The 23,195-nt window shown below is 59.9% G+C and carries 24 protein-coding genes; 21 read left to right on the top strand and 3 right to left on the bottom strand.

Annotated elements, in window-relative coordinates; translation table 11 throughout:
* Positions 1–8 precede the first annotated feature (8 nt).
* The 17 genes from fliE to K7H22_RS03720 all read left to right on the top strand — a co-directional run bounded on the left by fliE (position 9) and on the right by K7H22_RS03720 (position 14,179).
* Positions 9–308, top strand: a complete 300-nt coding sequence (fliE, locus tag K7H22_RS03800; protein ID WP_230799412.1) for a flagellar hook-basal body complex protein FliE — start codon at positions 9–11, stop codon at positions 306–308.
* A 28-nt stretch (positions 309–336) separates the two neighbouring features.
* On the top strand, positions 337–2,031 hold the full coding sequence (fliF, locus tag K7H22_RS03795) for a flagellar basal-body MS-ring/collar protein FliF (protein WP_230799411.1): 1,695 nt from the start codon (positions 337–339) through the stop codon (positions 2,029–2,031).
* Between the two features lie 13 nt (positions 2,032–2,044).
* Positions 2,045–3,049 carry a flagellar motor switch protein FliG gene (gene fliG / locus K7H22_RS03790; protein ID WP_230799410.1) on the top strand — a complete coding sequence of 335 codons (1,005 nt, stop codon included), beginning with the start codon at positions 2,045–2,047 and terminating at the stop codon, positions 3,047–3,049.
* 2 nt (positions 3,050–3,051) lie between these two features.
* A complete protein-coding gene (locus K7H22_RS03785) occupies positions 3,052–3,903 on the top strand; it encodes a FliH/SctL family protein (RefSeq protein ID WP_230799409.1) in 852 nt (283 codons plus the stop codon).
* Positions 3,893–5,266 carry a FliI/YscN family ATPase gene (locus tag K7H22_RS03780; protein ID WP_230799408.1) on the top strand — a complete coding sequence of 458 codons (1,374 nt, stop codon included), beginning with the start codon at positions 3,893–3,895 and terminating at the stop codon, positions 5,264–5,266. Before K7H22_RS03785 ends, K7H22_RS03780 begins: the two co-directional genes overlap by 11 nt.
* Positions 5,263–5,673 (top strand): hypothetical protein, encoded by a 411-nt coding sequence (locus K7H22_RS03775; protein WP_230799407.1) that lies wholly within the window; start codon positions 5,263–5,265, stop codon positions 5,671–5,673. Before K7H22_RS03780 ends, K7H22_RS03775 begins: the two co-directional genes overlap by 4 nt.
* Positions 5,674–5,936: 263 nt before the next feature.
* Positions 5,937–7,058 (top strand): flagellar hook-length control protein FliK, encoded by a 1,122-nt coding sequence (locus K7H22_RS20140; protein ID WP_230799406.1) that lies wholly within the window; start codon positions 5,937–5,939, stop codon positions 7,056–7,058.
* 10 nt (positions 7,059–7,068) lie between these two features.
* A complete protein-coding gene (locus K7H22_RS03765; RefSeq protein WP_230799405.1) occupies positions 7,069–7,659 on the top strand; it encodes a flagellar basal body-associated FliL family protein in 591 nt (196 codons plus the stop codon).
* Positions 7,660–7,665: 6 nt separating this feature from the next.
* On the top strand, positions 7,666–8,640 hold the full coding sequence (gene fliM / locus K7H22_RS03760) for a flagellar motor switch protein FliM (protein ID WP_230799404.1): 975 nt from the start codon (positions 7,666–7,668) through the stop codon (positions 8,638–8,640).
* Positions 8,641–8,678: 38 nt separating this feature from the next.
* On the top strand, positions 8,679–8,963 hold the full coding sequence (gene fliN, locus K7H22_RS03755) for a flagellar motor switch protein FliN (RefSeq protein ID WP_230799403.1): 285 nt from the start codon (positions 8,679–8,681) through the stop codon (positions 8,961–8,963).
* A 95-nt stretch (positions 8,964–9,058) separates the two neighbouring features.
* Entirely contained in the window at positions 9,059–9,346 is a 288-nt protein-coding gene (locus K7H22_RS03750; RefSeq protein ID WP_230799402.1) for a flagellar biosynthetic protein FliO, read from the top strand.
* A gap of 29 nt (positions 9,347–9,375) precedes the next feature.
* Entirely contained in the window at positions 9,376–10,116 is a 741-nt protein-coding gene (gene fliP / locus K7H22_RS03745; protein ID WP_230799677.1) for a flagellar type III secretion system pore protein FliP, read from the top strand.
* On the top strand, positions 10,116–10,382 hold the full coding sequence (gene fliQ, locus K7H22_RS03740) for a flagellar biosynthesis protein FliQ (protein ID WP_230799401.1): 267 nt from the start codon (positions 10,116–10,118) through the stop codon (positions 10,380–10,382). Before fliP ends, fliQ begins: the two co-directional genes overlap by 1 nt.
* A gap of 6 nt (positions 10,383–10,388) precedes the next feature.
* On the top strand, positions 10,389–11,201 hold the full coding sequence (fliR, locus tag K7H22_RS03735) for a flagellar biosynthetic protein FliR (protein WP_230799400.1): 813 nt from the start codon (positions 10,389–10,391) through the stop codon (positions 11,199–11,201).
* A gap of 1 nt (position 11,202) precedes the next feature.
* The gene (locus K7H22_RS03730) at positions 11,203–12,348 is read left to right on the top strand and encodes an EscU/YscU/HrcU family type III secretion system export apparatus switch protein (protein WP_230799399.1); all 1,146 of its coding nucleotides are present in this window, start codon (positions 11,203–11,205) and stop codon (positions 12,346–12,348) included.
* Between the two features lie 337 nt (positions 12,349–12,685).
* Positions 12,686–13,414: a hypothetical protein gene (locus K7H22_RS03725; protein ID WP_230799398.1), complete on the top strand. Its 729-nt coding sequence runs from the start codon at positions 12,686–12,688 to the stop codon at positions 13,412–13,414.
* 63 nt (positions 13,415–13,477) lie between these two features.
* Complete coding sequence (locus K7H22_RS03720) at positions 13,478–14,179, top strand: hypothetical protein (protein WP_230799397.1); 702 nt, start codon at positions 13,478–13,480, stop codon at positions 14,177–14,179.
* A gap of 80 nt (positions 14,180–14,259) precedes the next feature.
* Here the strand turns inward: K7H22_RS03720 and rpoN are convergent, their stop codons facing one another.
* Positions 14,260–15,621 carry an RNA polymerase factor sigma-54 gene (gene rpoN, locus K7H22_RS03715; RefSeq protein ID WP_230799396.1) on the bottom strand — a complete coding sequence of 454 codons (1,362 nt, stop codon included), beginning with the start codon at positions 15,619–15,621 and terminating at the stop codon, positions 14,260–14,262.
* A 206-nt stretch (positions 15,622–15,827) separates the two neighbouring features.
* Positions 15,828–17,300 (bottom strand): flagellin, encoded by a 1,473-nt coding sequence (locus K7H22_RS03710; protein WP_230799395.1) that lies wholly within the window; start codon positions 17,298–17,300, stop codon positions 15,828–15,830.
* A gap of 144 nt (positions 17,301–17,444) precedes the next feature.
* Between K7H22_RS03710 and K7H22_RS03705 the strand changes: the two genes are divergently transcribed.
* The 3 genes from K7H22_RS03705 to fliD all read left to right on the top strand — a co-directional run bounded on the left by K7H22_RS03705 (position 17,445) and on the right by fliD (position 21,033).
* Positions 17,445–18,209, top strand: a complete 765-nt coding sequence (locus K7H22_RS03705; protein WP_230799394.1) for a motility protein A — start codon at positions 17,445–17,447, stop codon at positions 18,207–18,209.
* 27 nt (positions 18,210–18,236) lie between these two features.
* On the top strand, positions 18,237–19,331 hold the full coding sequence (locus K7H22_RS03700; RefSeq protein WP_230799393.1) for an OmpA family protein: 1,095 nt from the start codon (positions 18,237–18,239) through the stop codon (positions 19,329–19,331).
* A gap of 64 nt (positions 19,332–19,395) precedes the next feature.
* The gene (gene fliD, locus K7H22_RS03695) at positions 19,396–21,033 is read left to right on the top strand and encodes a flagellar filament capping protein FliD (protein ID WP_230799392.1); all 1,638 of its coding nucleotides are present in this window, start codon (positions 19,396–19,398) and stop codon (positions 21,031–21,033) included.
* 37 nt (positions 21,034–21,070) lie between these two features.
* Here the strand turns inward: fliD and K7H22_RS03690 are convergent, their stop codons facing one another.
* Positions 21,071–22,192 carry a sigma-54 interaction domain-containing protein gene (locus K7H22_RS03690; RefSeq protein WP_230799391.1) on the bottom strand — a complete coding sequence of 374 codons (1,122 nt, stop codon included), beginning with the start codon at positions 22,190–22,192 and terminating at the stop codon, positions 21,071–21,073.
* A 326-nt stretch (positions 22,193–22,518) separates the two neighbouring features.
* Between K7H22_RS03690 and K7H22_RS03685 the strand changes: the two genes are divergently transcribed.
* The gene (locus K7H22_RS03685) at positions 22,519–23,115 is read left to right on the top strand and encodes a sel1 repeat family protein (protein WP_230799390.1); all 597 of its coding nucleotides are present in this window, start codon (positions 22,519–22,521) and stop codon (positions 23,113–23,115) included.
* Positions 23,116–23,195: the final 80 nt, after the last annotated feature.

Genomic DNA, 23,195 nt, shown 5'->3' with positions numbered 1-23,195 from the left:
GTAACACCATGACAATCGGACCCGTTGGAAGCGGCTTTAATCTGGTTCCCCTGCAACCCGCGCAGACCGCAAAACCTGCCGAGGCAGCAAAGGGCTTTGGCGACAGGATCGAAACGGCGCTGGACCAGCTCAAGGCATCGCAGGCGCAAGCCTCGCAGTCCGCCAAAGCATGGGAGATGGGGATCGAGCAGGATCTGGCGGCTGTGATGGTCGACCAGCAAGTTGCCTCGCTGGGGTTCCAGTTGACACTGAACGTGCGGAACAAGGCGCTTGGCGCCTACCGCGACATTATGAACATGCCGCTCTGACGCGGCCCGAAAACTAAGGTTTCAACTTATGGCGCTGTCTCCGGTTCCGCGACAAGACACTCTGCCCTCGGCACCTGCTTCGGGTGCGGTTGCGCGGCTGCGTGACCTGACCGGAGGCTTTACCCGTTTCACCGAACAGCCCGCCGTGCGGCGCGCCTTACCATCCATCATTCTGGTTGCCGCAACAGCGCTTGCCTTGCTGGTATGGCTTGCCCTTCGTGAAACACCCCGTTCAACCCTTTATCCGGGCATGGCCGAGGCCGAGAAGGCGCGCGTGATCGAGACATTGGGCGGTTCGGGGATCGAAGCGCGTGTTGACAGGACAAGCGGCGAAATCACTGTGCCCTCGGGCGACTATCATCGTGCCCGACTGGCGCTTGCCGCACAGGGCTTGCCGCAATCCGTGCCCGATGGTGACCGCGTCCTGTCGGATTTACCGATGGGTGCCAGCCGTGCGCTGGAAGCGGCCAGACTGCGTCAGGCTCAGGAACTGGATCTGGCGCGTTCCATCACGGAAATCGCCAGCGTGCAGGCCGCCCGCGTCCATCTGGCACTTCCCGAGAAATCGGCCTTTTTGCGCGACAGTCTTCCGCCGCGCGCCTCGGTGTTCCTGACGCTTGCCGCAGGCAGGGTCATGGACCCCGGTCAGGTCGAGGCGATTGTGCATCTGGTCTCGTCCTCGGTTTCAGGACTGGCTCAAAGCGATGTGACCGTGGTAGACCAGACAGGTCGCCTGTTGTCGCGCGGGGACATGGACGATGCAGGCCGGCTAAGCGAGCGTCAGTTGCGCCACAGGGTCGAGGTTGAAAACCTCATGCGGCAGCGCATCGAGGCCCTGCTGACGCCTGTTATCGGTCAGGGCAACCTGTCGGTCGAGGTCACGGCAAGCATGGATTTCACCCGTCGCGAGATCACCGAGGAACGCGTCGACCCCGAGGGCAACGCCCTTCGCAGCGAGCAACTGACCGATACCCTGACCCGAGATGCAGCGGCAGGCGGCATCCCCGGCGCGGTGGCCAATACACCGCCAGCCGAAGGCGAACTGACCGATGCCCCCGGCACCGGCGGCGAGGTGGATAACATCCGCAACAGGACCACAGGCAGCACCCGCAACTATGAAATCAGCCGCACGGTTGCCAGCACGCAAGAGGAAATCGGCAAGATCACACGTGTCTTTGCGGCCATTGTCATCAGGGCCCCCGCAACAACTGCGGGGGCCGATGGCGGGGTCGCCGACGCACCCGCCATGCCAGAGACACTTATCGCGGACCTTCAGCGCCTGACCGAAACCGCAATCGGGTTCGACGCAGATCGCGGTGACAGTGTGACCATCCTTGCCCAACCTTTTGCGCATCCCGAAATCCTGACCGAGGCACCGGGCATGAACCTTGACTGGGTTCCCAGCGCCCTGCGAGAATTCGCGCTGATCGCTTTGGTCGCGGTTGTCGGCCTGGGTGTCGTGCGCCCGTTGCTGATGCGGCAGACCCAGCCTGCAGCACGCGGCACAGGCCTTGCGCCCTATGACAGCGCGCGCGGGTTGCAGATGGACAATCTCGAAGGTGGTGCCGAGAGACGCCAGAAGGATCTGGCGATCAGCGTTCTGGGCAACCGCGCCACCCGTGAGGAAAAACAAGCCGTGCTTCGCAGCCTTGTGGCCGATGATCCGGTCAGGATCGCCACAGTGATGCACCGCATGATGAAATCCGATCTCGACTCTGCCTGACAGGACAAACGCCATGGCCACCGCTTCCGCCCAAGCCACCAGTGACGCCGCTATTCTGATGCTGATGTTCGGCGAACCCATTGCTGCCGATGTGATGCGTCATCTGACACCCACCGAAGTGCAGCATCTTGGATCGGCCATGTATGCCGTCGAAGATGTTCCCGAGGACGAGGTGGACCGCATCCTTGAGGATTTCCTGTCGCGTCTGGCAGGCGAGACCGGATTGGGCCACGGAACGCCCGCCTATGTCCGCAATATCATGCATCAGGCGCTGGGACCGGACAGGGCACAATCGGTCATCAGCCGGATTAGCCCCAACAGCACCGAACGCCCGATCCGGTTGCTGGAATGGATGGACGCAAGATCCATCTCGGAACTGATCTCGAGCGAGCATCCCCAGATCATGGCTTTGGTTATTGCCTGTCTCGACTATGCACAGGCTGCCGAAGTCCTGACATCCTTGCCCGAAGACCTGCAACCGGACATCGTGCGCCGCATAGCCGAATTGACGGCCGTCACGCCCGAAGCCCTCAGCGATCTTGAGCAGGTCTTGCAGCGGGAATTCAAAGCCTCGACCAGTTCCAGCGCCTCGCAGATCGGAGGCGTGAAGGCTGCGGCGCGGATCATGAACTTTACCCGTTCTGGCATAGAGGCACGGATTCTCAGGGATATCCGCAAGGACGACAAAGACCTTATGGGTGCAATTCAGGACAATATGTTCGTGTTCGACAATCTGGGCAAATCCGACGACCGCAGTCTACAGACGCTACTGCGTGCCATCGAACCCGAGCGGCTGGTTCTGGCGCTGAAAGGCGCCGACGAGGTGCTGCGCGAAAGGCTGCTATCCTGCATGTCGGTCAGGGCCGCCGCGACGATCCGCGACGAGATGGAGGCCTTGGGACCGGTCCGTCTAACCGATGTGCAAGAAGCGCAGAAACAGATCGTCGCCGTGGCGCGCCAGATGTCTGATGCGGGCACAATCGTGCTGGCCGGTCGCGGCGGTGAGGAGATGGTTTGATCATGGATGGCAGTTTCCTGCGCGATATGACCGAAGCGAAAGCCTTCCTTCCAGACAAAAAGGATAGCGGGCAGATGTCGGTTTTTCTGAAACAATCCGGCTTGCAAACCCCACAGGGTGCCGACAGTTTTCGTGCGGTTCCGGTGCATGTCATGGCAACCGATTTAAGTGTTGAAACAGCCGCGAAAGAGGCTGCCGCGACCGCGGAAATGGCTGCTGCTACGGTGGCCGACGATCACAGCGCGGGCACCCAAACCCCGACGCAATCAGAGCCCGCGGCTCCGACAGAGCCACGGATCGAGACTACGCCCAGTGCGCTTCGTCCCGCTATGCAGGACAACACCACTCCATCCGCCCAGCAGTTGGAGACAGCACGGGCCGAAGGCCGTGCCGCCGCTTTAGCCGAACTCGACAGCGAAAGGCAAACGGTTGCAATGGCTGCGACCGCTTTGGCCAGTGCTTTGGAACGTCTGGCGAACCCGTCAGCCGCGCAAGTGGCGGCCCTGTCGACAGCGCTTGATCAGGCCGTAGCGCGAATGGCCGCTGATCGGGCGGGGCAGGTCATTGATGCCACCCCTGAACCGTTTGTCCGCCGCATCGCCGCTCTGGCTGCGCGCGTATCGACGGGACTGGGCGCTGTCGCGCTGCATCTGCATCCTTCGGATCTGGAGGCCGTGCGCGCCGTTTTCGATCAGGCCTGCTCTGGCGATCTAGCCGCCCTGGCGCGGGCGCGGCTTGTGGCGGACGCTGGCCTGTCACGCGGGGACATAGATTTAAGAACCGCCACCTTGCATATCGAGGATCTGATCCTCGCGGCAGCGCCATCCGAAACGGAGTTGCACGATGCTGGTTGAACTACCGCCCTCAGGGCTGATCCCGCTGTTGATCGAACGCCTGTGCAATATGCCGGACCCCGAGCCCAGGTTCAGCGGACAGGTCCTCAGCTATGACGGTTTACAATTGGAAACCACTGGGTTTCCGGCCAGTCCCGGTGCGTTGGTGCATATCGAAACACAGGGCGGACTACCTGCCGAGGCCGAGATCGTGGGATTTCGTGATGGTCGCAACCTGTTGTTCCTGAACGAACCCTATGCCCCGATCGAGGCCGGAGCCAAGGCCTGGCTGGTCAAGGGCGGGCAGGAAGTCGATGTGGGTCCAGCACTCTTGGGTCGCGTGATCGACGCGAAAGGCAATCCGCTGGATGGCGGCCCGCAACCCGTTTGCGAGGCCCGCTGGCCGTTGCACGGGCGGCCGCTGAACCCGCTGATGCGCACGCCGGTGGACAAACCACTGGACGTGGGTGTGCGCGTGATCAATGCCGCCCTGACCTTGGGCGAGGGGCAGCGGATCGGTATTATCGCAGGCTCAGGCGTGGGCAAATCCGTCTTGATCGAGATGATGGCACGCGAGGCAAAAGCCGATGTTGTTATCGTCGCGCTGATTGGCGAACGTGCCCGCGAAGTCGGGGATTTCTCACGTCGTCTGATGACCGGCGATGCGGCGCGCCGCACCTGTCTTCTGGCCGTCCCTGCCGACCAGTCGCCTATGCTGCGCCTGCGCGGTGTGCGGCGCGCCATGTCCATCGCAGAATGGTTCCGGTCCGAAGGCAAGCGGGTTCTGCTGATCCTCGACAGCCTGACACGCGTGGGTCATGCCCAGCGCGAAATCGGTCTGGCCTTGGGCGAACAACCCACGGCCAAGGGCTATCCCCCTTCGGTAGTGGCAATGATCCCGACCCTGCTGGAACGCGCAGGACCGGGATTACCGGGACAAGGCACGATCACGGCGATCTGCACGGTTCTGGCAGATGGTGACGACACGACCAACGATCCGATGGTGGATACAGCGCGCGCCATTCTGGATGGTCATCTGGTGCTGTCACGGCGTCAGGCGCAGGCGGGAATCTATCCTGCGATCGACGTTCCCCAATCGGTCAGTCGCGTCATGGGCGATGTGACCGACCCGCAGCACCGGGCCGCTGCTTTGCACCTGCAGCAACTGATCTCAAGCTATATGGACAACCGCGATCTGGTGATGATGGGTGGCTATTCGGCGGGTCAGGACAAGGTTCTGGATCAGGCAATGGCGCTTTGGCCCCAGATCAGGGCGCTGATCTCCCAAGGGCGGCATGAGAGCAGCACCTTGGCCGAAAGCCGCGCGGCCTTGCTGGCGCTGGCTGGCACCAACAGCGCGGTTTCCTTGGCAGGGCAGGCATGACGTCGCGCGCACGGCTGTTGGATCTGTATTCCAAGACCGCAGCCCTGCGCGCGGCTGGCCTTGCCCGCGAGATGCGCGCAGCTGGAGCGGATCACGACGCCGCCCGCGCGCTTGAGGCGCGCTTGCAGCGATTGATGTCGGACATGGCAATTCCCTTAGGCGCAATCACGGTGTCGAGTTTACGAAATACAGGTCTGATGCTGGCGCAATTCGCAGATGAAGCCGCACGCCAACGACTACGCGCAAGCAACGCCGCCGACGAGGTTCTGAAGCTACAGCAACAGATTGCCACGCATGAGCAACGCCGCAAGACAAGTGAGGACGCAGCCAAAGCTGCCCGCCTTGCCAATGCCGAAGAACGGGAAAAGCGGGTTGAGGCGGCACATCCTGCCACGCGCCGCACATAAAATCCCGGTTCCGCTGACACGGCGGAAAACTGGCACCGAAATTGCAATTCAAGCCTGAGCCGCACCGCAGAAGACGAAGCTGCACAGAGAGCAAGGGAAAAAGCCGGATCATGTTTCCGTCCGCCATTACAGCTATGCCGGAACAGGGGGTCAGTGCCTTTCCTGCCAACGGTGCGGGGGACGCAGCGGCAGTCACAGTGCCTACAGGCTTTGAGGAAAACCTACGCTTGTGTATGGTAATACCCCCGTCAGGAACGGGCGAGGTGAAATTACACGCTCCTGCGGTTGGCAAAGCCTTGTTGCCTGATGCGGAGGCAGGACTTGACCCGCAAATGATGTTTGCCGCAGAGCAGCTTGGCGTGGAAATGCCGCGGGCAATCATGGATGTTGCAAGCCTTGACACCCAAGCGCCACTTGAAGAGCGCAGCCCCGCCATCGTCGCAGGCGAAGGCGCTGCGACGGGAGCAACGCCATTGCCCGACGAAACGGGCGAGGCTACGATGTCCCTGCTGCCGGAACTGGCTACAGCCGCCGATGAATCTATCGCCACACCAACGGGGCAGACCGAAGCAAGCGCTACGCCCAACGAGAACGTCGAACAGCCCACGCCCCGATCCGATTCTGTCACCCTGCCAGTGCAGCGGCCCGATAGTGTAGCCCCGCAGGCCGCATCTGCCCCTACAACCAGCGAAGCCATTAAATCGCAACAGGACATGACAATCGACGATGCACCTGCGAACAAGGCACAGCCGGCGGCGCAGCTTCCCGCTTCTGATCAGGGGGCAGCAGACTCGGCGACCGAAAAAAAGCCGTTAGCGCAAGCGGCAGTGCCCGAGTCCGGAATTGAGCCGCGTTCCGCTACGGCTGGACAGACCTCTGCAATGACCCTGCCGACCCAGCCGCTCGGCGAAAACTCGTTGGCGCAATCCGCGACTGCTACGGCGACCACGACCGCGAGCGGCAGCACGGGACCAATGCCACAGTTACAGATGACACGCCCCGACTGGCCCGCCACGGCGGTTGCCGCGACTGTCACAAGTCTATCGGCTGATGGCGGCACGATGATCATGGAATTGTCACCCGAAGCCCTTGGCCCGCTGCGGATCACACTGACGTTGGAGGGGGACACCGCGACTGTCCGCTTCCAGACCGAAACCCCTGAAGCCGCGCGTTTGCTGAATGAGGCCGAGCGCCAGCTTTCGACAGAATTCAATCGTCACGGCCTGACGCTGGGCAAGCATGATGCCGCCACTAGCGGACAGTCGCAGGACCAGGGCCAGCAGTCCGGCCAGAACGCGGGCAAAGATCACACAGCTGACGAGCCCGACATTCAACTCAACACCCGCCTGCCAGTCGCAGGCGGGGTTATCAATCTGATCGCCTGAGGTATTCCCAATGACCACCAAGACCGCAACTCTCGAGGGTGATGCCACACTCCCTGCCAGCAAAGGCCGCGCAGGCGGCATCTTGCGCATTCTCGGCCTTGTTATCGGGGCAGGCGTTTGTGCCGGTGGCGGTTTTGCAGGCGGCTGGTTCATGTTCTCGGACGCGCAATCACCGATGAGCGATGCCTTACGCCTGATCGAGCGTGACAATGGGAACACGCAGGTAGAACCCGGCAAGGATGGTTTGCAGAAGGCGGCGCGACCGTTTCCCGAAAATAGCGGCTTTATCACCAGCTATTACAGTTTTGACGAAACTCTGACGACCAATCCCGCCGGATCGCGGCGCTTTGTGCAACTTGGGGTCAGCCTGTCGACACAATATGACGCCAAAGTCATCGAGCATGTCGAAACGCATAAGCTAGCGCTGCGATCAGACATGCTGGCCGTGGTCAGCAGCTTCACCGAAGAGCAGATCACAGGGCTGGCGGGACGCGAAGCACTGGCCATTGCCCTGCGGGACGCGATCAACACGCGGCTTGAAAGTCTTGAAGGCTTTGGTGGCGTGGAAAGCGTTTTCTTCCCCTCATTCGTCATCCAGTGATCCATCATGGCCAAACCGACCAGACTTTCATCCTCCGAAGTGGCTGCCCTTGTCGGTGGCCTGATCGGAGGCGACTTTGACAATACCGATACAGACCAGCTTAACGGCCAGCCTGTCCGCCCCTATGCATTCGGATCCAACGACCTGTCGGGCTTTGGCAATTACCACGGGTTGAGGATGATCAACGAACGCTTCTGTCGTATTGCGCGGACAGCGTTTTTGCCGATGCTGCGCTTTCAGCCAAGGCTGTCCAGTTTCCCGCCCGAATTGCGGACTTTCGAGGATTACCGCAACGGGCAGGACAATTTTGTCTCACTCACCATCAGCGCAACCGATGAACTCAGGGGTAACCAGCTTCTGGTGCTGTCCCCCTCTTTCGTGTCCTTGCTGACCAATGCCTACTACGGCGGCAGCATCACCGGCGTATCGGTGAACCGGAGCGAATTCACCGCGACAGAACACCGTGTCATCGAACTGGTCTCAGACCGGTTGAATGCGGCGTTGCAACTGGCGTGGCGCGATCTGATGCAATTGAGTTTCACCGTCACTAGCCGCGAGGAGAACATGCAGTTCGTGGCCTTTGCGGATAATGACGAGATGGTCGTCAACTGCTCTTTCATGGTTCAGCTTCCCAATCAGGAACCGGCCACGTTCGATATCCTCTATCCTGTCCAGATCCTGAAACCGATTGCAAGCTTGCTGCGCTCGCGGATGCAGTCCGACCAGTTGACCGAAGACATCACATGGCGCGAGAAGCTTGAACAGGCGGTCCTGCGTGTGCCGTTAGACGTGTCAGTGCGGCTGTGTGAACCGGCTGTTCCGCTGTCGCGCCTGATGTCGCTGGTCGAGGGCGAGGTTCTGCCTGTCAACCTGAACGGCGCGGTGGATGTGCTGGTTGAAGGTATACCGATGTTTCAGGCGCAGCCCGGCGAGCAGGCCGGACATGCAGCCGTTTCCGTTACACGACGCCAGCTTGTCTGACATTTCCAAAAATTTGATCCCATGAAAAGGACCCTGACATGACCGATGCGATCACCCGACCCAGTTCCGACCAGTTGCGGATGCTGGAAAACATTGATGTCGCTCTCACAGTCGAAGTTGGCCGCACCGCCCTGACCATCCGCGATCTGTTGCGCTTGTCGGAAGGGTCGGTTGTCGAGTTGAACCGCCTTGCGGGCGATCCGCTGGATGTGCTTGTGAACGGCACCCCCATTGCCAAGGGCGAGGTTGTCATGGTGGGCGACCGTTTTGGTATCCGATTCGGTCAGATCATCACCCCCGAGGAGCGCGCCGATGCGATCTGATCGGGAAGAGCCGCAGCACTTACAGGGCGTCTGACGGTGGCACGAGAGTTGCAGCATCACTTGCAACTCGGCCACTTTCACAGACGGATCCTAACATGGAGCTTTTCCCCTTCGACAAGATCGCGACGCTTGTAATCTTCCTTGGCACACTTTTTCTGCTCTGGCTGGTGGTCCAGCGACACAAAGGCGGCCTGTCGCAGCAACTGGCACGCGGCAAGCGCATGCGGTTGGCAGAAACGACTGCACTTGGTCCAACAGACAGGGCGATGATCCTGAGGGTAGACCAGCAGGAGTTTCTGATCCTCAAGATCAAAGGGGCCGGTATCTCGCTGCATCCTCTGTCCGGACCGTCCGCAACCGCCGTGCCGGAGGATGCAGTTTGAAAAACGCAGCACCTTTCCTTGCGCCCGTCCTGTTGGCAGTGTTTTTGACCGTCGCTCCGCTCGCCGGTTTCGCACAGGGCCTTCCTGCCCTCACGCTGAACGAAACGGCGGATGGCGCCGCAAGCTGGTCTTTGTCGTTGCAGGTTCTTGCCCTGATGACAGCCCTGACCGTGCTGCCCTCGATCCTGTTGGGTATGACGGCATTCACACGCATCATCATTGTGCTGTCGATCTTGCGGCAGGCCCTTGGCACCCAGCAGACACCGCCCAATCAGGTGCTGATCGCGCTTGCGATGTTCCTGACCTTCTTCGTCATGCAACCCGTGCTCGAAAAAGCCTATGCAGAGGCGCTGGCCCCCGTGCTTGACGGGCAAATGACGCAGGAAGACGGGCTGGCACGCGGTGGCGAGATCATGAAAGCCTTCATGATCGAGAATACCCGCCAGAATGATCTGGCCATGTTCGCGGATCTGGCTGGCAATGAACCCTATGCCGAGACTGATGACGTGCCGTTCCGCGTTCTGCTGCCTGCCTTTATGACATCCGAGTTGAAAACCGCTTTCCAGATCGGCTTTCTGCTGTTTCTGCCGTTTCTTGTCATCGACATCGTGATCGCATCCATCCTGATGGCACTGGGCATGATGATGGTCTCTCCCGTGCTGGTGGCCCTGCCCTTCAAGCTGCTGCTATTTGTTCTTGTGGATGGCTGGGCCTTAACCGTCGGCTCGCTAGCCGCGGGCTACGGTGTTGTGCCCGGAGGTGCGGGCTGATGGAATTCGGAACCGGCATCGAACATCTGCAACTCGCCTATCTGTCGATCCTCAAGACAGCCGGACCGATTCTTGCCGTGGCGCTGGCTGTCGGTCTGCTGATCGGCATTCTGCAAGCTGCCACCTCGATCAACGAAGCCACGCTGAGCTTTGTGCCCAAACTGGTCATTGTCTTCATCACGATGGCGCTGATCTCAAGCTATATGCTCACCACGTTGACGGACTATTTCCTGTTCGTCTTCGACAGCATCCGCAGCATCCGGTAGACGGAAATGGACGGGGCGATTTTTGACATTCCGGCGCTTGATTTGGCGCGTCTGGCCGATCCTATGGCCGGATTCTTTGTGGTCATGCTGCGGATCGGCGCCTTTCTGATCGCATCGCCCGTATTTGGCGGTCGGTTTGTACCTGTGCCGATCCGGATCGTTGCAGCGGTTTGCTTGACGCTTGCAGTTTCGACGCAGGCCGAATTGCCCGGTGCACGGGATTTGGCGAAACTATCCGCCATTCCGATGATTCTGTCCGAGATCGCCATAGGGTTGACAGCCGGCCTTGTCCTGACAACACTTTTTGCAGCAGCCGCGATGGCTGGTGACAAGATCGCCAATGTTGCGGGACTTGGATTTGCCATGCAAGTCGATCCGTCGGCAGGCGGGCAGAGCCCTGTAATCGCGCAACTGCTCGGACTGGCCATGATGATGGTTTTCCTGAGCACCGACAGCCATCTTGTCGCGCTGCGGATCATGTTCGACAGCTACCAAAGCTATCCTCCGGGCAATGATCTTGATCTTTCTGCGCTGCTCACGGCGGGTATTGGCGCGGGGACAATCATGTTTACCCTGACCTCGGCTCTCATGTTGCCAGTAGTGGCGGGTCTGTTGATTCTGAACCTTGCGGTCGGGGTGATTTCACGGTCAGCCCCGCAGTTGAACCTGTTTTCGGTGGGCTTTCCGCTTGCGCTGCTGGCGCTGCTTGTCCTGATGTGGCTGACCGCCCCGCAGATGATCGAAGGATTGGTCACGATCGCCAATAGCGGCCTGCATGCTTTGCGCGACATGTTCGGCCGCCTCGGAACGGAGTTATAAGATGGCAGGCCCCGATGACGGAGCAGAACGCAATCAGGACCCGACGCAAAAGCGGTTGGATGACGCACGCCGTAACGGGCAGATCCTGACCTCGAAAGAGATGATGGTATTCGCCTCGATGGCCGCCGGAACGCTTTTTGTCGTGATCCTTGCGGCGCTTGGACCGATGACGGCGACCCGTTGGGCTGCCCATCTGGATATCGCAAGCGGCGATGCTCTTGATGCCGCAATGCTGCCTGCCATTACAGAAGCGGGTAAAGAGGTTCTGGCTCTCGCCCTGTTCATTGCCGTGCCCGTTGCGGTGACATCCGTGCTGGCGCAAGCTGCTATGGGTGGATTGCACTGGACCAACAAAGGCTATGCGGTCAAGCCCGACAAGATCAATCCTTTGGCGGGCTTCAAGCGGATGGTGTCAATGTCCGCTCTGGTTGAACTTGGCAAAGCGGTCGCCAAGGTCGCGCTATTGTCTGCCGTGGCCCTGACCGTGGTGCTGAACGGCCTGCCGGAACTGACCAGTCTTGGCCAGATGCCCACAGGTGATGCGGTCCGAATCCTGTTCGCGCTCGTGCTGCAACTTTTTATCGGGCTGACCCTTGTGCTCGGCCTGATCGGTCTTGTCGATCTGCTCTGGGAAGCCAAAAAACTGAAAGACTCGTTGAAGATGACCCTCGACGAGGTCAAGCGCGAGCAGCGCGAGGACAACGGATCGCCCGAAATGAAGGGCAAATTGCGGGGCATGCAGATGGAGATAAGCCGCCGTGGCGCACGTGAGCGTGCCGCCCTGCCGGATGTGCCCAGCGCCACGGCGATCATCACCAACCCGACGCATTTTGCGGTCGCCGTCCGTTACCGCGCTGGCGAGGACGATGCGCCCTACATCATCGCAACAGGCCGCGACCGAATGGCTGCACAGGTGATCGAGACAGCGCGCAAAGCAAGCGTGCCGATCCTGCGACTGCCACCCCTTGCACGCGCGCTCTATTTCACAGGCGATATCGGTACGCCGATCCACGAGGGGCTTTACGGTGCGGTAGCGACGGTTCTGGCCCATATCTGGCGGATCGACCGCGGTCTGCGCGAGGAGATCCCCGAAATCGAGTTGCCGCAGGACCTGCAGTTCGACTCCAACGGTCACAGGCCGAACTAAAGGGCGCGCAAGGCGAAGGTGGCACAGGACTTGCATTTCATCATGGAAAGCAAGCATTCCACTTTTGCAGGGAGACTTTATTTGTCCCATCCCAATCCGCCATGCCGGATCTGCACAGCAGGTCAGCGTATTTCGACAATGGTATTTGCCATCTTCGCGCTGGCGCTTTTTCTTGCGGCCTCCGATCCTGATGAAACGCCTTTGAGACAGGGGCTTATGCTCTTTTGTGCCGCGCTGTCAGGTCTGGCTGTGCTGCGGTTTCCGATCGCGCATCTTGTAGGCCGCTTGTCCCGCCGTCGCAGCGCGCGGCCTGGTTCTGTTCAGGGAAAATACTCCAATGACTGATGATACCTCTTCGAAAGACACGATTGCGGATGCGATCACCCGCGCACTTGATGCAGCGCAAGCCGCCACGGATGCTGCACATGAGGCCGAGGCCGTGCTGACAGCCCGGTCTGACGCCGCGACAGCAATGGAGCGCACCGCAAAGCGTACGGCGCTTATGGCCGCTGTCGCCGGTGGCGCCTCGCTTCTTGCTCTGGTGGCGGGCAGCGCGATCTGGTTCAAAACGTCGGGCGGTCTGCAAACAGCTGCCGAGGTGCAGGCCACTGCCGCCGCAGCTTTTGTTGAACGCCTGACCGAGTTGAATGCAGCGCTGGACCGTATGGATGGCGCTATCGACGCGACCGAAGTCAGAACCGCCACGGAAAACGGGCGGCTTGACCAGTTGATTGCGATGATTGACGAACGTCTGCCCGCGCTGCAGGAACAGCAAACGGCTGCATCTGCCGCCTTGGTCCTGACCGGCGACGCAATGTCGCTGGACCCGCAGCTTGCCAGTCTTCGGGCAGATATCCTTGCCGCAATCGCCGAGGCAGAACTGTCGATGGCCGAGCGTCTGATGCAGGCAGGGCGCGCAACGGGCGGGTCTGTTGCTGCCGCCAGCGTTGCGCCCGACGTGGCAGCTCGGCCATCGCCGCTTTTACCCGCTACACCGACAGAAAAGCCTGTGGCACGTCCCAAGCCCCCAAAGGCCCAAGCCGTCAATCCCTTCCGCTTTCCCTAGCGCGCCCTGATCTGGCTGCACGCTCGTTTTTGATTTCATTTTCAGCAGGACCGGACCCACCCCATGACAAACACTGATTCACCAGCTTCGACTCTCAAACTTATTCGCTGCGGCATCGACGATCCTGGTCGCGCGCTTGGGCTGCATAGCGGTGATGTTCTACTGGCCGTAGGCGGCAAAGCGTGGACCGGCTCGGCACAAGCGTTTCGCGCAAGGGTGGCCCAAGGGAAAAAGCCTGAGGCCCTTAGCTTTTTGCGGGGCGATTCCGTGCTGACCGTTCTGAGCGACAGCGGGGATCTTGGACGCTGGGAAAGCGTGCCGCCCCCTGCGGCCCAAGTCCCTGCCATCGGTCATGTCGAACAGTTGTGCAACTGGGAGGTCATGGCCCACCCAGATGGGACGCATGATCTTTTTCCACAGCGCCCGTCTTTACTAGCACTTCTGGCACCGCCACTCTGGATGGCGCAAGCTCGCTTGTTCTCGTTGCTGACGACCCTTTTCGCCGCTTTGGCGCTGGCGCTTCCGGGAGGGGCGTTGTTGATGGCTGGTGTGTGGATTGCGGCCGGCCTGCATCTTTGGCGCAATGGCGTAAACCATGTCAGGCAGGACCGACAGCAAACAGGATACCGCACGCGCGGCGTTGTAGCTGCGCGTAACGAGACCGAAGCGCGTAATGCGTGGAGTGCAATCTCGCCCGGCACGCGATTTCGCTTTGACAGCCCGCAGGCCCACACATCGCTATCTACAGAAGCGACCGCATCCTGATCGGATCTTGACCGTGCAAACGCCCCCCCAAACGGGGGGCTTTGGCAACTGTGTGCTACCCGGTGCTGGCGCTTGAAAGCTCAGGCTTGACCCGAAAGGATCGCCTGCCGCCGGCGCACACAGGATGCAGGGATATTCAGTTGCTCACGGTATTTTGCGACTGTGCGTCGCGCAACAGACACGCCTTCCGCATGCATCAGGCGCACAAGCTGGTCATCGCTCAAGGGTTTGGCGGCCGACTCGGCGCGGATCAACCTGTATATACGGTGGCGTACGGCACCAGCAGAGCCGCTCACCTTGTCGCGCGCAGGAAGTGCTGCGGTAAAGAAATGCTTCAACGGGAATGTGCCATGCGGTGTGGCCATCAGAATGCCGGTCGTGACACGGCTGACAGTGCTTTCGTGCACACCGGCAACGGCTGCAATCTCCTTGAGGATCATCGGGTGCAGATATTCGGGGCCTTTCGCGAAGAAATCCACCTGACGGCGCAGGATTTCCTCGCCGATTTTCAGAACTGTGCGGTTGCGGTGCTCGACCGCCCGGGACAGCCAGCGTGCAACAGACAGCCGTTCGGAGACATAGCCACGTGTCTCGGACTGCCGTTGCACATCGCGGGTCGATGACTGGCTTTGTCCTGTCAGTTCTTCTGCCTTGTCGTCATTGATCACCACACGCGGCAAAGTGGAGCGGTTCAACTCGACCTGCCAGCCGCCTTCAGGTGCGGCTGCCACGATCAGGTCAGGTGGACGGATCGGTTCGGGTGCGCTGTCGAACTGTGTCCCCGGTTTAGGGTCCAGGCTGCGAAGATCGCGCAGGATGGGTCGCAGGTCTGCCATTTGACAGTTGCACACGCGGGCCAGTGCGGCCAGATCAGCGGCGGCCAACAAAGGCAGGTTGTCCAGAACAGCGCTGAACAGCGGCGTCAGCAAATCCTGATCGAGCGCCTGCAGGCGCAGACATTCGGCCAGCGAGCGCGCAAAAACGCCAGATGGATCAAGCCCCTGCAAGCGCGACAGCATTTGCTGGGCTTGCTCAAACGTCCCACCCGCACGCGCAGCAATCTGTTCCAAACTGCTGCCCAGCCAACCAGATGGCTCCAGCGCGTCAACAAAGACAGAAGCCAGTTCGATCTCGACCTCGGTCAATCCCAAGGCACCGATCTGCGTCGCGATATGGGTATAGAGTGAAGGCCCGCGCGTATCGGCAAGGGCTGCGATCTGGTCCCAGTCGCCAGACGATCCGCCTGCCACACCGCGTGGAATGGGCGCCTGCGACGGATGTGTGGGGGCCAGTTCGACAAAAGGGTTTTCTTCGGCCTGCGCCTCGATGAATGTCTGTAGTTCGGGGTTGCCCATTTGCAGAAGAACAATAGCCTGCCGGAGTTGCTGGCTAACGACCAGAGACTGCCGCTGAACAAGGGAATGGCTGTGGTTGAAATTCATCGGAAAACTCCTTTGGCACTCGGTAAAAAACCGCGTCTTTCCGCTAATCTTTCCTGAATTGTGCCAAGGCGCAAAAAATCTAAATGACAGCTCTAAACTGTCGGAATTCTGACGTTCGATCTGAAAAGCCGCCCGCTAAGCCATTGAAATAAAACACCCCGGCGAGAGAACCCGCCGGGGTGAATTTCTGAACTGTCGGTTTTCCGTCAGCCCCGCAGGAGACTCATCACGTTCTGCTTGGAGGCATTGGCCTGCGCCAGCATCGCTGTCGCCGCCTGGCTGAGAATCTGACCACGTGCGAGGTTGGTCGATTCTTCCGCGAAATCGGCATCCATGATCTGCGACTTGGCGGCAGAAACGGAGGTCGAGATGTTGGTAAGGTTCGAGATGGTCGAGTCCAGACGGTTGGACACAGCACCCAGATCCGAGCGCGACTGGCTGATTTTGGACAGGGCAGTGTCGATCACGTTGATCGCCTTTGCCGCACCTTCCGCAGTGGACAGATCAATCTCAGCCAACTGCTCAAGCTTCGAACCCGAGTTCGACGCTTCAAAGAAAGCCGCGTCCGTAGTGTTGTCGGATGTGTGGACCGAGAAGCCCTTGGTCGAGGACATTGTTACCTGACCGGTCACAGTCGCATCGTCGCCATCGGTTACGGCTGTGGTGACGGTAAAGCCGCCAGCAGGCGTGCTTTCATCGGCATTCAGACCCTCGACATCCATCGTCAGGGTGCCGCCGGCTCCGTCATCTGACGTAAAGCCGGTGATTGCGACGTTCGAGCCGGTCGAATCTTTCAGGATAATCTCGCTGTCGTCATCACCCATCGTCGCAGTCACGCCGGTTTCCGATGTTTTGGCGTTGATCGCGTCGCGCAGCGAGCGGAGGTCGGATGCGTCCGAGATAGCGACAGGACCGACGCCCGTGCCGTTGATTTCAAACGACATCGTGCCTTCCGCGTCCAAACCCGAGATTTTTGCGACAGTGGATGCCTGCGCCTGAACGCCGGTCTGCGAGGTTTTGGCATTGACGGCAGCCGCCATGTCTTTTGCAGACATTCCGGCAATCTGGTCAACTTCCGCCGATCCGGCATGGCCCGAGATCACCAGCGTGGTGCCGCCTGCGATGGCCGATGCACCAGCGGCAACGTTGACGTCAGACTTCAAGGTGAAGGCGCCGATATCGGTTGCGCGGGTGCTTTCCACGTTGACCGAAACCGTCTGGTTGGCGTCGGCACCGATCTGGAACTGCTTGCTGGCAAAGCTGCCATCCATGACCTTCATGCCATTGAAGGTTGTTGTCTCCGACACGCGGTTGATCTCTGCGATCAACTGGCGGGTTTCGGAAACGATCGCACCACGGTCGGACGAGGTGTTGGTATCGTTCGCGGACTGAACGGCCAGTTCACGCAGACGCTGTGCCATGTTCGACACTTCGACATGCGCGGATTCGGTTGTATCGATCAGGTTCTTGCCATCGGTTGCGTTGCGAACGGCCTGGTTCAGACCCATAATCTGCGATGTCATTTTTTCGCCAATGGCCATGCCTGCGGCATCGTCCTTGGCAGCGTTGATCCGCAGACCTGTCGACAGACGGGTCATAGCGGTGTTGAGTTGGTCGTTGACGCGGGTCATGTTCGCCTGGGCGGACAGTGCGCCGATATTCGTGTTAATGCTGGTCATCGGTGGACTCCTTGGTGAAAACCTGCACGCCGTGTGGCGCTGGTTTCTTTGAACGGCGGTTTTCAGAAAAGTTTAATCTCGGGCGCAAAATTTCTGGCATGCGGCTTGCCTCTGATCGGGGGTAACGCCAGCACAGGATAGAAAATGGATATCGCAACACTGATCGGATTCCTCGGGGCGATTGGCATGATCCTTGGTGCCATGATCTTTGCAGGGGGCCTTGGCCCTTTTCTTGACGTTCCCTCGATCCTGATCGTGTTCGGGGGTACAGCCTTCTCCGTTCTGTCTACAACCGGCTTGTCCACATTCACCGGCAGCTTCAAAGCTATCGGCAAGATGTTCAAAGCATCGCCCCTGCAGAATGATGTGCTGGTCAAGCAGATGACCGAGATTGCAGCCATCGCGCGCAAGGAAGGGATGATGGCGCTGGAATCGCAGCAGGTGCCCGATAAGTTCTTCGAAAAAGGCCTGCAAATGCTGGTGGACGGCGCTGACGAGGTCAAACTGGTCAAGCAACTCAAGCAGGAAATAAAATCGCTGAAATCCCGCCACGAAAACCTGCAAGGGGTGGTGAAGGCATGGGTGGATATCGGCCCGGCGATGGGCATGATCGGCACCCTGATCGGTCTGGTTCTGATGCTGGGCAATATGTCCGATGTGCAGGCGATTGGTCCCGCGATGGCCGTGGCATTGCTGACAACGCTTTACGGGGCGATGATTGCCAATGTGATTTTCGGCCCCTTGCTGACCAAGATGCAGGCACGCACCTCTGCCGAGGTGGAATACCGCACTTTGGTGATCGAAGGTCTACGCGGAATCGCGCGCGGCGACAGCCCGCGCCTGATCGAAGACCAGATGATCGCGGCACTTGATCCGCCGGATCAGGAAAAAATGCGCGCCGCTGCCTAAAACGCATATCCCAGCTAGGATTGACCGATGGCCAAGATCAAGGCATTGCCGACGCCTGCCCCACAGGGCCCGCGTGAAGATGACGACGACGAGCAAGACTGCCCGCGCTGCCCGCCCGTCGGCGCACCGGCATGGATGGCCACATTTGCCGATATGGCAACCCTGCTTATGGCGTTCTTTGTGCTGATCCTGTCTTTCGCGAATTTCGACGAGGTCTCGTTCAAGAAAATGACGGGCGCGCTGCGTGAACATTTCGGAACCACCGTGATCGAGATTATGCAAAACCCCGACAGTACGACCGTTCTGGAAGTGAACTACCGCCCCGCTAGCGCACCACCTTCACCGCAGGATAGCCCTGAGCCGGATCAGGAACCAGCGCCCGGACAAAGCAGTGAACATGCGGAAAATTCCGACACCATGGATGGTTTAGGCAAGGCGCTGGCTGATGCGCTTGAGCAGGCAGGTGCCACCGTCAGAACGGAGGATGGCAAGGTCACATTGCAATTGCCCGACGAAACAGGCGAGCTGGCGCAGGCGCTGGCCGATGCAGCACCCGAAGCGACCGCGCAGGGCGACAAGACAGATCAGCCCTCCGACCTTCAGGGTCAAGGTTCTTCACCTCAGGACCAGTCCGCACCGGGCGATGACGGTGCCAGCGATACCCGGCGCGCGGCGATTGCCGAAGCTCGGCTGAAGGTCGCCCTGCGCGAGATCCAAGCCCAAGGGTTAGTTGATGTCGAGCAACAGCAAGACAAAGTCATCGTAACCATCGGTGCAGGAGGGGCCTTTCAATCCGCCTCGGCAGAGTTGAGCGAAGAGGCGCGCGAGGTTATGGCCCGCATCGCCCTCGCCTCGGCGGGAGACCGCGGCCAGATCACCGTGACCGGCCATACCGACAGCGTCCCGCTTGGCGGTGGTCCTTTCGTGGACAACTGGGGGCTGGCCGCTGCCCGCGCCGCATCGGTCGTGCGCGAACTGGGTGGACAGGGTCTGATTGACCCGAGCCGCCTGACCGCAGTCAGCCGCGGCGAAAGCAATCCGGTCGCGGATAACAGCACTGAAGACGGCCGTTCGGCCAATCGCAGGATCGAGATCGTCATCGATTTCGGCAGCGCGCCGTGAACTGCCTAACATATTCTAGCCATCAGCCGTTTCTGTCCCTGAACGACTTTAGCAAGGGGTTATCATGTCCTCCGACCTTCTGAGCACGCTGAACACAAACGGTAGCGGCATCAATCTGCGACAACTGGCTCAGACTTTGGCCAGCGCTGAGACCACGCCGCGTCTGGTTGCTTTGCAAAACAAGGTCGAGACTGATTCCGTACGCCTGTCGGCCCTGTCCCAGATCCGTGGACAGTTCGACAAGCTAGGCGGGGTTCTGGCCGAAGCTGCCAGCAATCCGGTCCTAACAGTGACCACCAGCAGTCAGGCATTGATGCCTCGCGTAACCAATCGCGACCTGCTGACACAAGGCACTGTTCCGCTGGAGGTGCAGTCACTTGCCACGCGGCAAGTGCTGGAATTCGCAGGCTTCAGCGCTGCAAACAGCACTGTTGAAACAGGCAGCCTGACGATAGATTTTGGTCAATGGAACGATGCGGAACCGCAGGCTTTCACGGCTGGCACGACGCGGGAACCGGTCACTCTGACCGTACCGCCAGGCACCACGCTGGAAGAGCTTGCCGCTCTGCTGAGCGAAACCGAAGGCGTTACCGCGCGCGTTCTGAACAAGGGCGACGGCAGCTTTTCCTTGGGTATTGTTGGCGAGACAGGGGCCGTGAACGGCATCCGGCTGACGGCCAGCAATGGTAGCGGCGACGGGGATATCGTCTTGTCCGATCTGGATACGACAGCGACCAACGCAGCAAGGCAGGTGCAGGCCGCAACCGATGCGCGACTTCTTGTTGACGGGATCGCCATCACGCGATCCGACAACGTGGTCAGCGATATCCTGCCCGGTATGGAGATTACGCTGTCGGCTGTCATATCCGGCAGTCTTGTGATCGAACGTGACAGGTTCGTTGCACAGGAAAACCTCGAGAAACTGATCGGGGGGCTGAACGAGACACTGTCGCTGATGAAATCGCTGACACAGCGCGGGATCGGTGAAGAAACGTCGGGCACCCTTTCAGGAGATCGCACAGTCGAAAGCTTGGAGCAGGGTTTGCGCCGCCTTATCTCGACACCGATTGCAGGATTCGACGAGCGACCGATCAGCCTTGCCGATCTGGGGATTGCCACTCAGCGCGACGGTCTGTTGCGGTTCGATCCTCCGGCCTTCGACAGAACCTTTGCGCAGCGCGCGCAGGATTTTGACGCCCTGTTTACCAACAGCCTGCGCGGCATGACGGAAGGGGTCGCTGTCTCGGGAAGTCCGAGAGCGGACATGAAAGCGGGCAGCTACAGTTTTGTGTTGGACGCCCAGGGCAATGCCATACTGGATGGAAGCCGGATGCTGAGCCTTGATCTTGGTGACGGAAGGCTTGCACATTTTCCGCAGACAGGACCGCTGCAGGGCCTGCGGCTGACCACGGAGGCAGGTCTGACTTCTGGAACATTCAGCTTTGGTCGCAGCTTTGCGGACTCGCTGACGCAGCTTTTGGGCGAAGCCGGCACCAGCACCGGACTTCTGGGGCGGCGTGAAGCAGAGATCAGCAAACTATCAGATGATGCTACCGGGCAGATCGAGACTTTGGAAGCACGGGCCGCCTTGCTGGAAAAGCGTTATCTGACGAAGTTTGCCGCAATGGAGCAAGTTGTCACGCAAATGAAAAGCACCGGCAACTATCTAGAGAGTCTTGTCGAAAGCTGGTCCAAAGGATGAGGACAGCCTGCCCGTGAATGGCTGGCGCCTGAGGCTGTCAACGCTGTGAAGCTATGCCGTATTTCCGCAGTTTCTCGATCAATGTCGTGCGACGCAGACGCAGGGTATCGGCGGTGCGGCTGACGCAATTACCGTTCCGTTCCAATGCGGCGGTGATGAAGGCAATCTCGATATCCCGCAGATAGCTTCTCAGGTCGATATCGGATTTGAACTGGGTCAGCGCCTCGCTGAAGCGATCAGGGCTTGGCAGGCCGATCTCGGAGGGAAGCGGCGCTTCGGGCCATGCGCCTGCATCCGCATCCGGTGCCGGGCTGGCGAAAGACAAAAGGTTGTCGCGCACCTCGCGCGCGGTCACGGCGCGACCGGGGAACAGAAGGCAGGCGCGCAGAACGACTGTTTTTAGCTCGCGGATATTGCCTTTCCAAGGATGCAGAGACAGCGCGCGCAAGGCTGAGGCATCGAACTGGGGCAAGGGCGTTGAAGGCTGTGCCGTGGCGCAATCGTCAAGAAGGCGGCCAAGGATCAGCGGCAGGTCGCACACACGTTCTGACAGCGAGGGGACTGTAACGGGGAACACCGACAGACGGTAGTAGAGATCTTCGCGGAACCGGTTGCCGAGGGTCATGGCGGCCAGATCCTGATGCGTTGCGGCCACCAGACGGAAATCCAGCTGGACTGGCGCACCGCCACCAAGACGGCGCACCGTGCGGGTTTCCAGCACGCGCAGCAGCTTGGCTTGCAGGGCATGCGGAAGGTCGCCGATCTCGTCCAGAAACAGAGTGCCGCCTTCGGCCTGTTCGATCAGACCTGCGCGGGCCCTGTCCGCACCAGTATAGGCACCCCGTTCCGAACCGAACAATTCACCCTCAAGCAAATCCGCGGGAATGGCCGCGCAGTTGACCGCGATAAACGGGCCACTGCGGTCTGACAGGTCATGCAAGGCTTGCGCGACAAGTTCTTTACCGGCCCCGCTGGGGCCTGTGATCAGGACCGGCGCATCTGCGGGCGCCATTGTCACGATCAAACGTTTCATTGACCTCATGACCTGCGACGCGCCGGGGATCATGCGATCCACCTGCACGCCGCGCATGTTCTCGTCTTGCCCGACGCCCAGAATGGAAAGGGCACTGTGTTGGGTAGGCGAGAAATGCTTGGTCATGACGGCTACTCGTGAAGTTGCACTCGTTAATAAACCGGACGGTGTCGGTTATCCAACACATCGCTGATTGTGGGTTTTCCGACAATCGTCCAGTCGGATGCAGGGATGTGACGAAAGACAAGACTCTGTCAGAGGTCGGCAAACCCCATCCTTTCGGATGGGCCTAAAACGCAGGGCACTTCCTGCCGTATATGCTCCAAGGATTTATTGCTTCATTGCCCCTTGGCCGGAGACCCGTCATGCCTGAATCAACGTTTGTTCTGCCACTTTCCTCCAAAGGCCGGAACAGATCTGTGGGTTGGTTCAAACACGCTTTGATTTCACTCATGATTCTGGCAACCCCTGCGGGGGCGGATGATTTCGAGAAAGCGATGTCCGACGCGGCGGCCGGCAATTACGGAGAGGCCGCTGCAGGTTTCCACAAACTGGCCCTTACAGGCGATCCCGAGGCCGCACATAATCTGGCCATTCTTTTTGCCAGTGGCCGCGGTTTGCCGCAAAACAGCGTCGAGGCCGCGTTCTGGGCGTGGCGGGCGCGACTTGCGGGCCTGCGCCAAGCCGCACCACTGGTCATACAGTTGATGCAGGATCTCACGGCAGAGCGACAGGCGACGGTTGCAACCCGCCTAGAGGAAACACTGACCCCCGACGCCGAAGCCGGTGACGGGGCTGCTATGCTGGCTCTGGCGGCGGTGCATAGCGCTGCAAGACCGGAACCTGATTTTGCAACCGCCCATGCCTGGCAATCCATCGCCGCGGCGCTTGACGTGCCTGGTGCCATTGCGGCGCGGAACGCCACGCTTGAATCCACTGCGCCGGAACACCGCCAGAAGGTTCAAGATCAGGCTATGACCGCTTTCAAGGATTGGTGCGGCAGACAGGCACAGAATGCCCCTGCTGCCTGCGTTCCTGTTACAAAGTAAGGCCGTTTTCATCTATCCTTGAACCGATCCGTTCCCGGCACCGAATATCCGGTTATCCCGTGCCGGGAACAGATAAAAAA

The sequence above is a fragment of the Seohaeicola saemankumensis genome, from assembly GCF_021021435.1.
Classification (GTDB): Bacteria; Pseudomonadota; Alphaproteobacteria; order Rhodobacterales; family Rhodobacteraceae; genus Seohaeicola.
This window is presented reverse-complemented; position numbering and strand designations above follow the sequence as displayed.

What these genes read in the sequence shown, in the direction of transcription:
- fliE (WP_230799412.1), top strand. Translation starts at nt 9, where the DNA reads ATGACAATCGGACCCGTTGGAAGCGGCTTTAATCTGGTTCCCCTGCAA.
- fliF (WP_230799411.1), top strand. Translation starts at nt 337, where the DNA reads ATGGCGCTGTCTCCGGTTCCGCGACAAGACACTCTGCCCTCGGCACCT.
- fliG (WP_230799410.1), top strand. Translation starts at nt 2,045, where the DNA reads ATGGCCACCGCTTCCGCCCAAGCCACCAGTGACGCCGCTATTCTGATG.
- K7H22_RS03785 (WP_230799409.1), top strand. Translation starts at nt 3,052, where the DNA reads ATGGATGGCAGTTTCCTGCGCGATATGACCGAAGCGAAAGCCTTCCTT.
- K7H22_RS03780 (WP_230799408.1), top strand. Translation starts at nt 3,893, where the DNA reads ATGCTGGTTGAACTACCGCCCTCAGGGCTGATCCCGCTGTTGATCGAA.
- K7H22_RS03775 (WP_230799407.1), top strand. Translation starts at nt 5,263, where the DNA reads ATGACGTCGCGCGCACGGCTGTTGGATCTGTATTCCAAGACCGCAGCC.
- K7H22_RS03765 (WP_230799405.1), top strand. Translation starts at nt 7,069, where the DNA reads ATGACCACCAAGACCGCAACTCTCGAGGGTGATGCCACACTCCCTGCC.
- fliM (WP_230799404.1), top strand. Translation starts at nt 7,666, where the DNA reads ATGGCCAAACCGACCAGACTTTCATCCTCCGAAGTGGCTGCCCTTGTC.
- fliN (WP_230799403.1), top strand. Translation starts at nt 8,679, where the DNA reads ATGACCGATGCGATCACCCGACCCAGTTCCGACCAGTTGCGGATGCTG.
- K7H22_RS03750 (WP_230799402.1), top strand. Translation starts at nt 9,059, where the DNA reads ATGGAGCTTTTCCCCTTCGACAAGATCGCGACGCTTGTAATCTTCCTT.
- fliQ (WP_230799401.1), top strand. Translation starts at nt 10,116, where the DNA reads ATGGAATTCGGAACCGGCATCGAACATCTGCAACTCGCCTATCTGTCG.
- fliR (WP_230799400.1), top strand. Translation starts at nt 10,389, where the DNA reads ATGGACGGGGCGATTTTTGACATTCCGGCGCTTGATTTGGCGCGTCTG.
- K7H22_RS03730 (WP_230799399.1), top strand. Translation starts at nt 11,203, where the DNA reads ATGGCAGGCCCCGATGACGGAGCAGAACGCAATCAGGACCCGACGCAA.
- K7H22_RS03725 (WP_230799398.1), top strand. Translation starts at nt 12,686, where the DNA reads ATGACTGATGATACCTCTTCGAAAGACACGATTGCGGATGCGATCACC.
- K7H22_RS03720 (WP_230799397.1), top strand. Translation starts at nt 13,478, where the DNA reads ATGACAAACACTGATTCACCAGCTTCGACTCTCAAACTTATTCGCTGC.
- rpoN (WP_230799396.1), bottom strand. Translation starts at nt 15,621, where the DNA reads ATGAATTTCAACCACAGCCATTCCCTTGTTCAGCGGCAGTCTCTGGTC.
- K7H22_RS03710 (WP_230799395.1), bottom strand. Translation starts at nt 17,300, where the DNA reads ATGACCAGCATTAACACGAATATCGGCGCACTGTCCGCCCAGGCGAAC.
- K7H22_RS03705 (WP_230799394.1), top strand. Translation starts at nt 17,445, where the DNA reads ATGGATATCGCAACACTGATCGGATTCCTCGGGGCGATTGGCATGATC.
- K7H22_RS03700 (WP_230799393.1), top strand. Translation starts at nt 18,237, where the DNA reads ATGGCCAAGATCAAGGCATTGCCGACGCCTGCCCCACAGGGCCCGCGT.
- fliD (WP_230799392.1), top strand. Translation starts at nt 19,396, where the DNA reads ATGTCCTCCGACCTTCTGAGCACGCTGAACACAAACGGTAGCGGCATC.
- K7H22_RS03690 (WP_230799391.1), bottom strand. Translation starts at nt 22,192, where the DNA reads ATGACCAAGCATTTCTCGCCTACCCAACACAGTGCCCTTTCCATTCTG.
- K7H22_RS03685 (WP_230799390.1), top strand. Translation starts at nt 22,519, where the DNA reads ATGATTCTGGCAACCCCTGCGGGGGCGGATGATTTCGAGAAAGCGATG.